Source organism: Sinobaca sp. H24, from assembly GCF_023845525.1.
Genome location: NZ_JALBWT010000002.1, coordinates 243,876 through 257,556, shown reverse-complemented (window position 1 = coordinate 257,556; position 13,681 = coordinate 243,876). Strand labels below are relative to the sequence as shown.

Below are 13,681 nucleotides of genomic sequence, written 5' to 3'. Positions count from 1 at the left end.
TATCCGCCGGACGGACAAAGTTCCTGTTTTAATGCTTGCGGCCGCCTATATAAGTTGCCACTTCCCTGAGGGATTTAGTTGCCTTAATATCCGGCAGGCTGTCCAGAGCACTGTAAGCCTTGTTTAAATACTTGCGGCTGAGTTCTTTCGAATACTCAATGCCGCCCGACTGCTTGATTGCTTCTATAATCGGAGTGATATCCTGCGAACTTGAGGCCTCGTCTTCAATCAGCTGGACTATGTCCTTCTTAAGGGATGGATCCCGATCCATAGCGTAAAGAGCGGGGAGGGTCACGTTTCCCTGCCTTAAATCACCGCCGGCCGGTTTACCCAGCTGTTTTTCCGTACCGGTAAAATCAAGAATATCATCTATAATCTGATACGACATTCCTACATTATAACCGTATTGATACAGCCTGATCTGTTCTTGTTTGGAAGCCCCTGCGCTTATTGCTCCAAGCTGGCAGCTCACGGCAATGAGCAGCGCTGTTTTTCTGCGGATTCTGCGCAGATAAATCCTCATATTCTGCTCCCAGTTGTACTGATCACGAATCTGTTCAATTTCGCCGAGACACATTTGAATCATCGCATGGGATAGAATGGTATTAATATTTCCATCATTAAAAAAAGTTGTTTTTTCCACAGCTTTTGCAAAAAATATAATCGCCGGTGTACATAGCAACCCGGTTATCCCATTTTGCTTTTATCGTCTGGGATCCTCTGCGCAGTTCCGCATTATCAATTACATCATCATGCACAAGGGATGCCATGTGAATCAATTCCAGAGAAACGGCAATATGTTTGACCCGGTCAATATCATAATTGCCGTATTTTGCACCGAGCAGAACAAAAACCGGTCTGATACGTTTGCCCCCCGCCTGCAGGAGGTCAAGAGAAGCGCTTTTAAGGGCAGGGTGCTCGGACAGAACAGACTGCTCCAGCTCTTCCTCAATTTTCTTTATATCTGCGTTTAAATACATATACAAATCTGCTAATTTCACCGCATTCACTTTCACTTTGAAGACTGCACCTCTCTTCCGCTTCCCCATATGTTTAATGCAGGTATGGGTTTATCAATAAATCCATACTTATATGCTAACGAATAATAGTAAAGGAGTCCACGCTTTTCCTCTTCTCCAAATACGTAATGGATACCTTTGTAATAGCTTTCCCAGAAAGAAGGAGCACCTCCCATATCTGCCGATACATCCTCCGCCAGCTTTTTATATTCATCGTTTCGGGCTTTGTCCCGGCTGTGCGCAAACTCTTCACTTAAATAAGATAAAAGCTCCGGATGCGACTCTAGTGCGTCCTTCTGCACTGCAAATACAGCATACGTCATCGGAAGTCCGGTATGGGTAAACCACTGTTCCCCCAAATCATAATAATAGTATTGTGTATGTGCCCGCCTTGCCTTTATAGCATCGTCTCCAATAAGTACACAGGCGTCGTACGTTTTCATCATTTCCAGCAGGTTTGGGGAAACCGTTTCAAAATGAATCGTATCATAATGATAGAACTCTTTGAGCAGAATCTGCACCAGATGAATCGAAGTAGCACTTGCAGAAGTCAGTGCTATACGAGCTTCTTCCAGCTCTGTAATAGGTTTTTTGGAAATCAAAAATATCGAGCGCCACTTTTCCTTTAGAAGATACACATAAATCCGGAAGCAGACAAAGCCTGTCGTAGTTTTTTGCGTAAGCAAATGATGAAACCGCCGCAATATCAATCGTACCTTCTGCCAGAGAATGATTAAGCGATGAAGGCACCTCGTAATAAAACTGAACGCCTCTCTTCCGAAGCTCTTGCCGGTCCAGGTAATGAAAAAAGGGAAGGATATTTGTATAGGAAATTTCACCAAGATGCAGGCTCATCGTTTCTCCCCCCATCTTGCAAACAACGTATGCTCTACATGAACGCTGTCCAGCACTTTCCCTGCTACAAAATTGATCAAATCATCCATGCTTTTAGGCAGATGGTAAAACCCTGGCATTGCCGGAACGATATGCGCTCCCGCCCGTTCAGCGCGAACGAGGTTTTCAAGATGAATACCGTTCAACGGCGTTTCTCTTGGTACAATAACAAGCCGGCGTCTTTCTTTTAATATTACATCCGCTGCGCGTTCAAGCAGGCTGCCTGAATTTCCGTTGGAAATTTTGGAGAGTGTCCCCATGGAGCAGGGCACAATAATCATTGCTTCTGTTTTATAAGAGCCGCTCGCAATAGGAGCCGTAAAGTCTCTAAGTCCGTGTATAAGAAGATCTTTTTCATCATAGTCGCCAAACAGTCCATTCAGGCACGCCTGTCTGTCTGATGTATCAAGCTCCATCTCCAGCCTGAAAACCTCCCAGCCCGCTTCGCTGATCAGCAGATGCACTCTGCAGTCTGCTTTCAGAAGCTGCTGTACTACTCTGATGCCGTATACGGCACCGCTTGCCCCAGTAATAGCTACGGTGAATATTCGCTTAACATTATTCATAGCAGCAGATCCCCAATAGCAAAAACCAGCATAGTAATACTGATAATTCCATTCATCTGGAAAAAAGCAACGCCGACTTTCGTGAGATCATTAGGTTTGACCAAGGAGTGTTCATAAACCATGATCGCACCTACTATCATCACGCCGATAAAAAACAGCCAGCCCAGCGGTGAAAGCAGGCTGAGCAGCAGCAGCGAAGCAAAGCTGATTAAATGAAAACCTTTTGAAATACGAAGGGCTTTTTCAATACCAAACCGTGCCGGGATCGAATGAAGCTTTACCCGGCGATCATATTCAGCATCCTGGGTAGCATAGATTACATCAAATCCAGCCGTCCAGAAAGCTACGGTTAAAAAGAGAAAAAGCAGCTCCACTGAAAACTGTCCAGTCGCCCCTATCCAGCCCCGACAGGCGCCATTGCTATAGTAACGCCAAGAAATACGTGACAAAGCCACGTAAATCGTTTCGTATAGGAATAAAAAGTCAGCAGAAACACGAACAGGGGAAGCATGAGCACCGTCAATGTATTAAGTGAAAAGGCTGCGATAAAGAGGAGCGCAAAAGATCCTCCAATAAACAGAAGACTCTGGGCAATGGAAACTTCTCCTGCCGGTATCGCCCTATCTGCTGTACGCGGGTTTTTTTTATCAATATTTGCATCAATCACGCGGTTAAGCGTCATTGCCGCACTTCGTGCTCCAACCATGGCCAGGGTAATAAATATCCATTCCATGATGGTGGGCCAGGTGCCTTCTACAGACATACTGCCCAGAATAGCACCTAGAAAAGCAAACGGCAGAGCAAATACAGTATGTTCAAATTTTATCATTTCAAGTATCACTTTAATTTTTCATTATAAGCATCCTATCTATTAATCCAATTGTTTACGTGCAAAATGAGCCGCAGCCGCCCCCATTGAAAAAGAATGGACAGTCACAGTTTTAAAACCAGCCTGCTTAAACATAACGGCGAGAGCCGATTTGTTTGGGAAATTCATTGTGGATTCCTGCAGCCAGGAATATTCATCAAACCGCCCTGCCAGATATTTTCCAAGTCTTGGCATAACATATTTGAAATAGAGAGAATATATTCCTTCTACAGCCTTTCTTTCCGGCTGGGACGTTTCCAGGCACACGGCCATCCCGCCCGGCTTCAATACCCGGTGCATTTCCTGCATTGTCTGTTGATAATCAGGTACATTACGCAGACCGAATCCTATCGTAACAAAATCAAAAACTGTTGGAATCAAAAGGCAGCCCATGGCGTTACCTTCTACCAGTTCAATTGTTTTCCATCCCGATTGATTTACTTTCTGCCTGCCTATTTTCAGCATATTGGCGCTGAAATCAAGCCCTTTTACATGTCCTTCAGAGCCAGCTGCTTCTGCAAGGCTGAGGGTCCAGTCTGCTGTTCCGCAGCATAAATCCAGTGCGGAAGCTCCTTGTGGAACATTCATCTGACGCATCGTTTCTTTTCTCCAGGATTTATGCAGATTAAAACTGATAATCGAGTTCATTGAATCGTATTTCTCGTAAATCGTTTCAAATACATCATGCACGCGTTCTTCTTTAGACTGTCCCAACGTATGCCCTCCTTACTGGATAAATTTATTTTCATGCTGGGAAATAGTATCTTTTATATGGCTGAAAAATAGTGAAGCTTCCGGTAACTCCGCTGCATGCCGCTGAAGTTCAAGAAAATAATCTTCCCTTAGCTCCTGAAGCCAGTGCAGCTCTTCGAGTCCCAGTACAGCATCTTCCTGGAGGGAGGCCTCAACATCATTTGTCCAATAGGCATGAACGGCTGCCATAAAAGCGGATAATGGCTGCTGTTCCTGAACCTGCAGCTCATCATTCAGACGTTTGAACAAAAAAAAGTATTAGCCGCTTCTGCTGTCTTTTTTTGTCCGTAATAAGAAGCTATATTCTGCAGAAAGCCGGATTCCACCGTTTCCAGACGATTAATAAAATCATTTCTATCCGTGCTTTCCGCAAGATGCAGACGCATTTTCTCTTCATTAATCTGCTGAATAGAAGAGCTGAATACTTTGAGAATGGGAGCATGGATCTGATGAGCAAGCATTGAGTAATAAAGGCTCCAATGATAATCTCCTGCCAGAATAGTCAACTGACGCTTTTTCTTATGAAGTGCAGACTGCACCGGCGCAATCTGAACATGCTCGTGTGTATCAAAAGCTCCGTTTACCATCAAAGCTGCTACGATTTGTTCTTCTTTACGAAGAGAATCAAGCTCCACCTGCTGCATAATATCGAGCAGAAAATATATCATGCTTTTATTGACGGACATTTCACCTGTAATCGTTGAAACATATTGATGAGAGGCTTTGGATCTAAAGAGCATTTCAATCCGCTCAATATCAGCTTCCCTGAAAATTTGATCTGTCATTGCATTGTCCCCCATAGACATGTTTTCGAAATACGCTGTACTCTTCAATAAAGCAGGAAAAAGGCGCCTGCTGCGTTATTTTATCCTTGCAATGCGCCTTTTATTTATGACTGGGAATCGGTATGGACTTCTCCATGGCTCGTCTGAATGAGAGCCTTGCCCCTGATTTTGATAGCGGAAGTATGTTCAGTAAACTGTGCTACCATTACTTCCCCTTTATCGAGCTTCTCTGAATGATGGAAGCGTGTATCTGTTCCTCTTGTCAGACCGATCACGTTCACTCCGTCTTCCTCTGCTTTTACTACAAAAAAATCCTGCGCTCCGCTCATATTGTGTTCCCCTGCCTTTTTTGTTTTAACGAGTATTTATTAAAGAAAAAACTTCCGCTCTGGCAGCTGCGTCTTTTTGTAAGCTTCCTCTTACAGCTGACGTCACCGTCATGGATCCAGGGTTTTAACTCCGCGCATAGCCATGCACATGTGCTCTGCTTCAATGACGACTATCGCTCCATGAGGCTGAAGTGTCTCTACTATAGTATTGGCAATCGTAGAAGTAATCCGCTCCTGAAGCTGTGGTTTGCTTGCAACGGATTCTACCGTCCTCGCCAGCTTGCTGAGTCCTGTTACTTTACCGCCCTTAGGTATGTAGCCTACATGGGCTTTACCGTAAAATGGTACGAGATGATGTTCGCACATGGAATAGAAAGTAATGTCTTTTACTAATACCAGCTCTTCGTGCTGTTCTCCAAATACGGTTTTTAAATGAGTGGATGGATCTTCATGAATGCCTTTGAATACTTCCTGATACATCCGTGCTACTCTTTTCGGTGTATCTTCCAGGCCTTCCCGGTTCGGGTCCTCCCCAACTGCTTCTAATATTAATGTAACGGCTTGTTCTATTTTTTTATGATCAAAAGGAGCCACTACTCTTCCCCTACCCTTATTTATCTTTGTCTTTGAAAATTTTAGCATACCGTAATTTATAAAGCAAAGCTATCACTTCAGGGGATCAACGGGAATCTTATAACAAATATTTATATTATGTAAACAATGCCCGGCTATTACAGCTGGCCGGGCTCTTCTTCACCAGTTAACACCGGCTCGCCATTTTCATCGAGTTCATATGTTCCGGAAAAGGCAGGAACAACCGGATAATGCTCGACAAGCACCGTTCTGGCATCTTCCCCTTCGTCTACGGAGGCCTCATGTACTTGAAGCGCACGGTTAATATCAATCGAATAATCTACGAGAGCTTCCCCATCTGCGTTTATGAGAAGCGGCAGACTGGTGTTAAAGTATGGACTTGCTACAGTGGGCCGCTCTTCATATTCCAGCTTTTCAAGATCGGCCTCGAATATACCGGGAGCTACTGATTCTTTAATAGGGGCAAATTCATTTTCAGCTATGTAGGCGCTCACCCTTTGTTCGAACTCCCTGATTTCCCGGGTCATTCGGAGATCGATGACTTTCACTTCCGCCTCCTCTTCGGGATCTATAATCATATATTGATAGCTCCCTCCGCTTTCAAAAGAATTAGCGGGAGGCTCCTGCATATACCGGGGCATTAACTGCCTGAAATCAATAACGTACCGTTCGTACAAAGGCGGGTTGTTTTCCGGCGTACGGATGGGAAGAAGGTTAACTTCATCTTCTCTGTATTGATCAACTGCCTGCTGAACGGCAGCAATCTGGCTTTCATCCGGCCCCTGCCTCTCTTCAGCTCCACTGTTCGGATAAAAGCAGCCTCCGAGCAGCAAAAGAGGAATAAAGCACAAAAAGCCGGCTTTTTTTCGATTGTTCATTCGGGCTTTCCCCTTTCTGATATCATTCTGCCAGAGGCCCTCTAAATACCACCACAAAAACAATAAGCCCTGCAATCACCAGGCAGATAAATGAAAAAGTCATGACGAGAAACCGAAGCACCCCTGTCAGCTTTTCTTTACCCAGCACGGCTGCTGCGGTAGAGACAAACATAAGGAAGAGGCCGATAAACGACACCCACATATTTTGAAGCGCTGTCATAATGTTTCCTCCTTTTTGTATAAAGGAAAAGAAGCAGCCTAACTTTCTCGGCCGCCTTCGTTTCTTCCCATAAAAGAGCTTTCTTCTTCGTTTTTCTTCATCCGGCCCATCAGCCGGTCCGCCGCCTGTAAAGGCGGTTCTTCTTCAAACAGAACGCTGTATAAAGCAGAAGTGATCGGCATTTCTACGTTCTCTTCTTGCGCCAGCGCAAAAACAGCTTTTGTGGTTCGTACACCTTCTACGACCATACCCATTTCATCAAGCACATCATCAAGCTTTTCCCTTTGCCGAGAAGATGGCCGGCTCTCCAGTTTCTGCTGTGCTCGCTCGTACAGGTAACGATTAAGTCACCAAGGCCGGAGAGTCCGATAAATGTCATTGGATTGGCACCGAGGGCCACGCCCAGCCGGGTAATCTCGGCTAGTCCTCTTGTCATTAACGCGGCTTTTGTATTATCACCGTAGCCAAGGCCGTCAGTCATACCGATGCCTAAAGCAATGATATTTTTTAAAGCGCCGCCGATTTCCACGCCAATCATATCTTCATTAGTGTAGACCCGGAAATAATTGTTCATAAATAAATCCTGAACAGCGGCGGCTGCTTCCAGATGCTTTGATGAGACAGTGACCGTGGTAGGCTGTTTAATACCCACTTCTTCAGCATGACTCGGACCTGAAAGCACTGTTACTGCTTTGTAGGCGGCGCCTTCCAGCTCTTCTTCCATCATCTCGGAAATCCGTTTAAATGTGCCGGGCTCAATGCCTTTGGAAGCATGAACAAGAATACTATGTTCGTGCAGAAGGGGGCGAAGCTGTTTTATCGTTTCTCTGATAGCTTTTGTAGGAACAGCACAGATAATATAATCGTTATCCGTATCTGTAGCCGACAAATCGCTGTAGGCTTTAATCGTCGAATTCAGCACCACATCCGGCAGATACCGCGAATTAATATGTGTCTGATTAATTTCTTCAGACTGCTCACTTCTTCTTCCCCAGAGCTGAACGCTGTGCCCATTATCAGCAAGTACCTGGGCAAGAGCCGTTCCCCAGCTTCCGGCCCCGATTACAGCTGCTTTCTTTTTTGCCATGAAGATCCTCCTTTATTTTGCTCCCAGTTTGTTTTCCCGTCCTTTAACAAGCCGTTCTATATTGGATCGGTGCGTCCACACAGCAAGCACGGACAAGATGATGCTGAGTAAAATATAGGAAACCGGGTGGGTCCCCGATCCTGCTGTAATAATTAACAGCAGGGAGGTACCGATAATAAACAGCAGAGAACCAAGAGATACATAACGCGTTATGATAATCACAATAATAGCTACGATCCCTGCGTAAACTGCCGGAAAGAAAAACAGCGTGCTGATTACCCCAATCGTTGTGGCTACACCCTTACCGCCTTTGAATCCAAAATATACCGGCCAGTTATGGCCAAGAATTACAGCCAGTCCGGCTGCTGCAGGTGCAAGCCCTTCAGCACCGATGAGAGGAAAGGAACAGCTTCCAGGCCGGCTGCAATCCAGACAGCCGCCATTCCCTTGGCAATATCAAGCAGCAGCACTAAAACAGCCGGGCCCTTTCCCAGTACACGCAGCGTATTCGTTGCACCGGCATTGCCGCTTCCGTGTTTTCTAATGTCAATTTTTTTTATTTTTTTAGCTATCACATAGCTGAAGCTGATCGAACCGATCAGATAGGCTATGATGATTGACAGAATGACTCCCATTCTCTTCTGCTCCCTTACAATAGACTAGTCGTTCTTTTTCCTTGCATATATCTTGAGCGGTGTTCCTTCAAAATGAAAGGCTTCCCGCAGTTTATTTTCGATATAACGTCTATAGGAGAAGTGCATTAGTTCTGGTTCATTTACAAACAGCACCACAACCGGCGGAGCAATTGCCACCTGGGTAGCGTAGTTAATCCGAAGCCGCTTATTGTGTTCAGTAGGCGTAGGATTCATCGCAACCGCATCGGAAATAACGTCGTTTAAGACGTTTGTCGGCACACGAAGGCTGTGGTTTTCTGCTACTGTTTTAACTATAGGAAGCAGGTTTTTCATTCTTTTTTCGTTTTAGCAGACAAAAATACGATAGGGGCATACGCAAGAAACTGAAACTCTTCACGAATCTTCTGCGTGAATTCCTGCATCGTTTTTCATCTTTTTCCATAGCATCCCATTTATTTACGACGATAACGATCGCGCGTCCGGCTTCATGGGCATAGCCGGCAATTTTTTTGTCCTGCTCTTTTATTCCCTGCTCTCCATCAATTAAGGTAAGAACAACATCCGCCCGCTCAAGGGCTTTCATCGCGCGCAGTACGCTGTATTTCTCTGTCGCTTCATATACTTTTCCCCGGCGTCTCATACCGGCAGTATCAACAATGACGTATTCCTGCCCGTCTTTTTCAAAAGGAGTGTCAATGGCATCACGGGTGGTGCCTGCAATCTCACTTACGATGACACGTTCTTCACCGAGAAGCGCGTTGACGAGGGAAGATTTCCCTACGTTCGGACGTCCGATTACTGCCATTTGAATCGTATCTTCATCATATTCTTTCTCTGATTGATCCGGAAAATGTTCAAGAGCACGGTCGAGCAGATCGCCTAGGCCGATACCGTGCGAACCGGAAACCGGATACACATCTCCAAATCCAAGCGAATAAAATTCATACATCTGCGTCTGCATAGCAGGACTGTCTATCTTATTCACTGCTACTACAACCGGCTTTTTGGACCGAAGCAGAAGATTTGCTGCTTCCTGATCCGCTGTCGTAATACCATCACGACCGTTTACGACAAACAATACAACATCCGCTTCATCGATTGCGATCTCAGCCTGAGCTCTCATTTGATCAAGAAACGGCTCATCTCCCAGATCGATTCCACCGGTATCTATAACAAAAAATTCTCTGTTCAGCCATTCCGCGTTATTATATAAACGGTCACGGGTGATGCCCGGCTCGTCCTGGACGATAGCCACCCGCTCTCCTATAATCCGGTTAAAAACGGTTGATTTACCTACGTTCGGTCTTCCTACTATTGCTATTGTTGGCTTTGCCATCTTACTCCCTCATTCCTATCCCTTAACAAAAACTCTGTCATTTATTTGTTCCTCGTTTATTATACTAGATTTTAAGCCTCTACATAACCATAGAAAGAGCCGGTTCTATGTTTTTTCATAGAACCGGCTTCCGCCTGCTGCTATTTTACTCTTGCTGCATAGCTTTTTGTATCAAATCCTCTTTCTTTTAACCAGTGTGCAGTTTCTCCCGAAAGAACGAGAGGAGCACGCTGCAGGGCGGATACATCTTCTGCACCGACGGCAGCCATAATGAACGTCAGCTGTTCCAGGACAGCATTCAGGTAAGCGGCGCCCCCTTCACTGCCATTTTCCTGAACAGCTTCCAATACTTTGCCGGCTATGCCGACAGCGGAAGCTCCCAGTGCTATAGCTTTCGCTGCATCCAGAGCATGTCTGATGCCGCCGGAACCAATAATGTCAGCCTTCTTATGTACAAATGAAGATTCTGCCACAGCAGCCGCACTGCTGATACCCCATTGATCAAAGAAAGACCATTTCGATTCCCGCCTGCTGTTTCAACAGCAGAGAAATTGGTGCCGCCGCTTCCACCCGTATCTATAACCGTAATTCCTGCTTCTTCAAGCGTTTGAAATGCTTCGGCCGACATACCAAACCCTACTTCTTTTACGATAATAGGTATATCCAGGCTCTGGCGGACCGCTTTAATACGATCAAGCGCTCCTGAGAAGTTTCTGTCCCTTCAGGCATAACCAGTTCCTGAATAACATTCAGATGAATCTGCAGAGCATCTGCTTCTATCATATCCACAGCCTGCAAAGCCTGCTGCGGTGTTGCCTCACTCCCCAGATTGGCAAAAATAATGCCCTCGGATTTTCACGGCGTACGATCTGGTAGGATGCAGCTTCTGCCGGATCTTTAATTGCAGACATCTGAGAACCTACTGCCATAGCCGTATTTGTAGCTTTAGCAGCCTGGGCAAGCATTTGATTAATCGATTCTGTTGTTTCTCCGCCGCCTCCGGTCATTGCATTAATAATAATCGGCGAACTTAAGGAAAGTCCGCCGACATTAGTAGTATAGCTTATATTGTCCACTGAGGAACCGGGGAGACTGTTGTGTACAAAACGAAGATCATCATAACTCGATGTCCCAGCAAATCCTGTCGCTAGTGCATGAGTAATATGGTCTTGTTTACGCTGTGCTCTTGACACGACACATCGAACCCCTTATTTTTTATATTTTTTCAGCTGGTCGCCGATCATATCTCCAAGAGAAAATCCGGAAGATCGTCTTCCGGTGCATCATATTCTTGCTGCACTTTCTGGTCTGGCTTCTCTGCTTTTTCCAGTTCACGGATACTCAAACTAATACGCTGCTCGAAGAAGTTATATCCAGGATTTTCACTTTACTGCCTGGCCTTCCTCGAGTACTTCGCCCGGTGTACCGATGTGACGGTCAGCTATCTGGGAAATATGGACAAGTCCTTCTACTCCGGGAGCCACTTCAACAAATGCTCCGAAAGAAACAAGGCGCTTTACCTGTCCTTCAATAATATCTCCAGGCTCCATCTGGCCTTCAATCGTGGTCCACGGTCCCGGAAGCGTATCTTTAATGGAAAGGGATACTCTCTCACTGTCGGTATCTACTGCAAGAATCTTCACCTGGACTTCTTCGCCTTCTTTGACAATTTCGCCAGGGGATTCTACGCGGTGATGAGCCATCTGCGAGATGTGTACAAGCCCGTCTACTCCGCCCACATCAACAAAGGCGCCAAAGTCAGTTAAACGGTACCTTTTACGGTATCGCCTACCTGAAGCTGTCCCAGTACGTCTTTTTTCTGTCGGTTTGCCTGCTCGTCCAATACTGCTCTCTGGGAGAGTATTAACTTGTTATCAGCTGAATCGATTTCAATAATTTTAAGGGAAAGAGTACGTCCCTTATAATCGGAAAAATCTTCAACAAAATGTCTTTCAACTAATGAAGCCGGAATAAACCCGCGCACCCCAAGATCCACTACGAGGCCGCCTTTTACTACTTCCGCTACTTCTGCCTCAATAATATCGCCGTTTTCAAACTTGGATTCCAGTTCGCCCCAGGCTTTATCTGCAAGGGCAGCTTTTCTTGAAATAACCAGTTTCGTCGTCTTCAAGTTTTGTTACCTTGCATTCAATTTCGTCCCCTTCTTTAAGGACATCTTCTTTTTCCACGTGAAGACCGGACAGTTCACTTATTGGAATAACAGCATCCACCTTGTATCCAACATCAGCAAAGGCCTGCTTTTCTTCAACCTTTGTTACCTTGCCTTTGACGATATCTCCTTCTTTAATATCACTCATACCAGCTAACTCGTTGTTCATTTCATCGACCATTGTCCATTGCCTCCTTCTACTTTTCCTCGCTACTATATCTATTATAATAAAAAATAGGCCATAAGCAAAAGAAAATACCTATTTCTTTCTTACTTCAATAGAACCTGGGACTCCTTAAGCTCTCTAATACTTTCATAATAACCTTTGTGGCTGTTTCAGCATTTGCTTTTTCTATGCGGAGCTTCGACATATTAACCGGGGCTCCGTAGGAAAGTTTCACTTTCCCAAAAGGCTTAAACTCTCCTGTTATGGCAACCGGAACGACAACAGCGGAGGAACGAAGCGCGAAAAAACCTGCTCCTGACAAACCTTCACCTATTGCACCGGTCTTACTCCTTGTACCCTCTGGAAACAAACACAAAACCTTTCCGTCTTTAAGTATTTGCAGTCCCTGCTTCAAAGCCTGCCTGTCCGCCATTCCCCGTTTAATCGGCATTACTTCCAGCCTGGAAATAATCGGGCCCGCAAAACGATTTGTCACCAGCTCCTCCTTTGCCATAAAAACGACGTCACGCTTAATAAATGTTCCTACAAGCGGGGGTCAAAATTGCTTACATGGTTCGAACAGATTAATACCGGTCCTTCAGCGGGCAGATTTTCTTTTCCTTCTATCTCCACCCTGAGCGTAGCCCGGAAAAATATTCCACAGAGTGCTTTGCCAATCGTATATAATCTCATGCTTTGAACGTCCTTTCCTTCACCATTTCCAAAATTTTCTCGACTGCTTCGTCAATAGAAAGCATAGTAGTATCGAGCACTACGGCATCTTCTGCTTTTATGAGCGGGACACATCCCTCGTGGAATCTTTTAAATCACGCTCGGCAATTTCCTGCTGTATCGTTTCGAGATGGGATTCCATTCCCTTGGCTTTATTTTCCTCATGGCGCCTGCGTGCTCTTTCCTCTACGCTTGCCGTCATGAAGATCTTCACTTCTGCATTGGGAAGAACAGTAGTTCCAATGTCTCTGCCGTCCAGTACGGCGCTTCCGGATGCCGCCAGCTCCCGCTGCTTTTCCACCATGCGTTCCCGGATAAGCGGATGAGCGGATACTGCGACACGCTTGCAGTTACTTCCGGTGTGCGGATCGCATCCGCTGCATTTTCCGATAATATAAATAACGTTTTCTCCATTTTCCTGCTTCCACTCGATCTCAAGATTTTGAAGAAGCGGCAGTATCTCTTCTCCTTTTCCGGATCTGCCTGCTGCTCAAGCGCCAGATACGTAATGGCCCGGTACATGGAACCGGTATCAATATATGTATAACCAAGCAGGTAGGCTGCTTTCTTTGCTACAGTGCTCTTTCCCGCTCCTGCAGGGCCGTCTATTGCAATACTAACTGTCATTTTCATGCTCCTCTTCTACTCT

The 13,681-nt window shown here is 45.5% G+C and carries 12 protein-coding genes and 9 pseudogenes; all 21 read right to left on the bottom strand.

What is annotated here, in order from left to right; translation table 11 throughout:
* Window positions 1–28 precede the first annotated feature (28 nt).
* A pseudogene (gene hepT / locus MMY81_RS04535) lies at window positions 29–1,001 on the bottom strand (heptaprenyl diphosphate synthase component II).
* Between the two features lie 11 nt (window positions 1,002–1,012).
* Window positions 1,013–1,657: a menaquinone biosynthetic enzyme MqnA/MqnD family protein gene (locus tag MMY81_RS04530; protein ID WP_374561345.1), complete on the bottom strand. Its 645-nt coding sequence runs from the start codon at window positions 1,655–1,657 to the stop codon at window positions 1,013–1,015.
* Between the two features lie 40 nt (window positions 1,658–1,697).
* Window positions 1,698–1,874, bottom strand: a pseudogene (locus MMY81_RS34975) (MqnA/MqnD/SBP family protein); the annotation flags it as partial.
* Window positions 1,871–2,479 carry a UbiX family flavin prenyltransferase gene (locus tag MMY81_RS04525; protein ID WP_252311799.1) on the bottom strand — a complete coding sequence of 203 codons (609 nt, stop codon included), beginning with the start codon at window positions 2,477–2,479 and terminating at the stop codon, window positions 1,871–1,873. The pseudogene MMY81_RS34975 and the gene MMY81_RS04525, both read right to left, overlap by 4 nt.
* Window positions 2,476–2,934 (bottom strand): UbiA family prenyltransferase, encoded by a 459-nt coding sequence (locus MMY81_RS04520; protein ID WP_252311798.1) that lies wholly within the window; start codon window positions 2,932–2,934, stop codon window positions 2,476–2,478. Before MMY81_RS04520 ends, MMY81_RS04525 begins: the two co-directional genes overlap by 4 nt.
* A complete protein-coding gene (locus tag MMY81_RS04515; RefSeq protein WP_252311797.1) occupies window positions 2,874–3,308 on the bottom strand; it encodes a UbiA family prenyltransferase in 435 nt (144 codons plus the stop codon). The genes MMY81_RS04520 and MMY81_RS04515 overlap by 61 nt, the downstream gene beginning before the upstream one ends.
* Window positions 3,309–3,350: 42 nt before the next feature.
* On the bottom strand, window positions 3,351–4,061 hold the full coding sequence (locus MMY81_RS04510) for a demethylmenaquinone methyltransferase (protein ID WP_252311796.1): 711 nt from the start codon (window positions 4,059–4,061) through the stop codon (window positions 3,351–3,353).
* A 12-nt stretch (window positions 4,062–4,073) separates the two neighbouring features.
* A complete protein-coding gene (locus tag MMY81_RS04505) occupies window positions 4,074–4,349 on the bottom strand; it encodes a hypothetical protein (RefSeq protein ID WP_252311795.1) in 276 nt (91 codons plus the stop codon).
* Complete coding sequence (locus MMY81_RS04500) at window positions 4,334–4,885, bottom strand: heptaprenyl diphosphate synthase component 1 (RefSeq protein ID WP_252311794.1); 552 nt, start codon at window positions 4,883–4,885, stop codon at window positions 4,334–4,336. The genes MMY81_RS04505 and MMY81_RS04500 overlap by 16 nt, the downstream gene beginning before the upstream one ends.
* Window positions 4,886–4,989: 104 nt before the next feature.
* A complete protein-coding gene (gene mtrB, locus MMY81_RS04495) occupies window positions 4,990–5,214 on the bottom strand; it encodes a trp RNA-binding attenuation protein MtrB (RefSeq protein WP_252311793.1) in 225 nt (74 codons plus the stop codon).
* A gap of 25 nt (window positions 5,215–5,239) precedes the next feature.
* Window positions 5,240–5,856 (bottom strand): annotated as a pseudogene (gene folE / locus MMY81_RS04490) (GTP cyclohydrolase I FolE).
* Between the two features lie 89 nt (window positions 5,857–5,945).
* Window positions 5,946–6,686 (bottom strand): hypothetical protein, encoded by a 741-nt coding sequence (locus MMY81_RS04485; protein ID WP_252311792.1) that lies wholly within the window; start codon window positions 6,684–6,686, stop codon window positions 5,946–5,948.
* Window positions 6,687–6,708: 22 nt separating this feature from the next.
* Entirely contained in the window at window positions 6,709–6,906 is a 198-nt protein-coding gene (locus MMY81_RS04480) for a DUF2768 domain-containing protein (protein WP_253075819.1), read from the bottom strand.
* Between the two features lie 38 nt (window positions 6,907–6,944).
* A pseudogene (locus MMY81_RS04475) lies at window positions 6,945–7,993 on the bottom strand (NAD(P)H-dependent glycerol-3-phosphate dehydrogenase).
* 12 nt (window positions 7,994–8,005) lie between these two features.
* Window positions 8,006–8,628: pseudogene (gene plsY / locus MMY81_RS04470) on the bottom strand (glycerol-3-phosphate 1-O-acyltransferase PlsY).
* 24 nt (window positions 8,629–8,652) lie between these two features.
* A pseudogene (der, locus tag MMY81_RS04465) lies at window positions 8,653–9,964 on the bottom strand (ribosome biogenesis GTPase Der).
* A gap of 140 nt (window positions 9,965–10,104) precedes the next feature.
* Window positions 10,105–11,157, bottom strand: a pseudogene (gene fni, locus MMY81_RS04460) (type 2 isopentenyl-diphosphate Delta-isomerase).
* A 15-nt stretch (window positions 11,158–11,172) separates the two neighbouring features.
* Window positions 11,173–12,315 (bottom strand): annotated as a pseudogene (gene rpsA / locus MMY81_RS04455) (30S ribosomal protein S1).
* A 94-nt stretch (window positions 12,316–12,409) separates the two neighbouring features.
* Window positions 12,410–12,796, bottom strand: coding sequence for a lysophospholipid acyltransferase family protein (locus tag MMY81_RS04450; RefSeq protein WP_308215220.1), 387 nt, complete (start codon window positions 12,794–12,796; stop codon window positions 12,410–12,412).
* Between the two features lie 47 nt (window positions 12,797–12,843).
* Entirely contained in the window at window positions 12,844–12,993 is a 150-nt protein-coding gene (locus MMY81_RS33810) for a lysophospholipid acyltransferase family protein (RefSeq protein ID WP_308215219.1), read from the bottom strand.
* A pseudogene (gene cmk / locus MMY81_RS04445) lies at window positions 12,990–13,665 on the bottom strand ((d)CMP kinase). Before cmk ends, MMY81_RS33810 begins: the two are co-directional and overlap by 4 nt.
* Between the last annotated feature and the right edge of the window lie 16 nt (window positions 13,666–13,681).

Bases quoted from the DNA above. Each gene is read 5' to 3' on its own strand.
- MMY81_RS04480 (WP_253075819.1), bottom strand. From the start codon at position 6,906: ATGACAGCGCTTCAAAATATGTGGGTGTCGTTTATCGGCCTCTTCCTT.
- mtrB (WP_252311793.1), bottom strand. From the start codon at position 5,214: ATGAGCGGAGCGCAGGATTTTTTTGTAGTAAAAGCAGAGGAAGACGGA.
- MMY81_RS33810 (WP_308215219.1), bottom strand. From the start codon at position 12,993: ATGAGATTATATACGATTGGCAAAGCACTCTGTGGAATATTTTTCCGG.
- MMY81_RS04515 (WP_252311797.1), bottom strand. From the start codon at position 3,308: ATGATAAAATTTGAACATACTGTATTTGCTCTGCCGTTTGCTTTTCTA.
- MMY81_RS04485 (WP_252311792.1), bottom strand. From the start codon at position 6,686: ATGAACAATCGAAAAAAAGCCGGCTTTTTGTGCTTTATTCCTCTTTTG.
- MMY81_RS04525 (WP_252311799.1), bottom strand. From the start codon at position 2,479: ATGAATAATGTTAAGCGAATATTCACCGTAGCTATTACTGGGGCAAGC.
- MMY81_RS04500 (WP_252311794.1), bottom strand. From the start codon at position 4,885: ATGACAGATCAAATTTTCAGGGAAGCTGATATTGAGCGGATTGAAATG.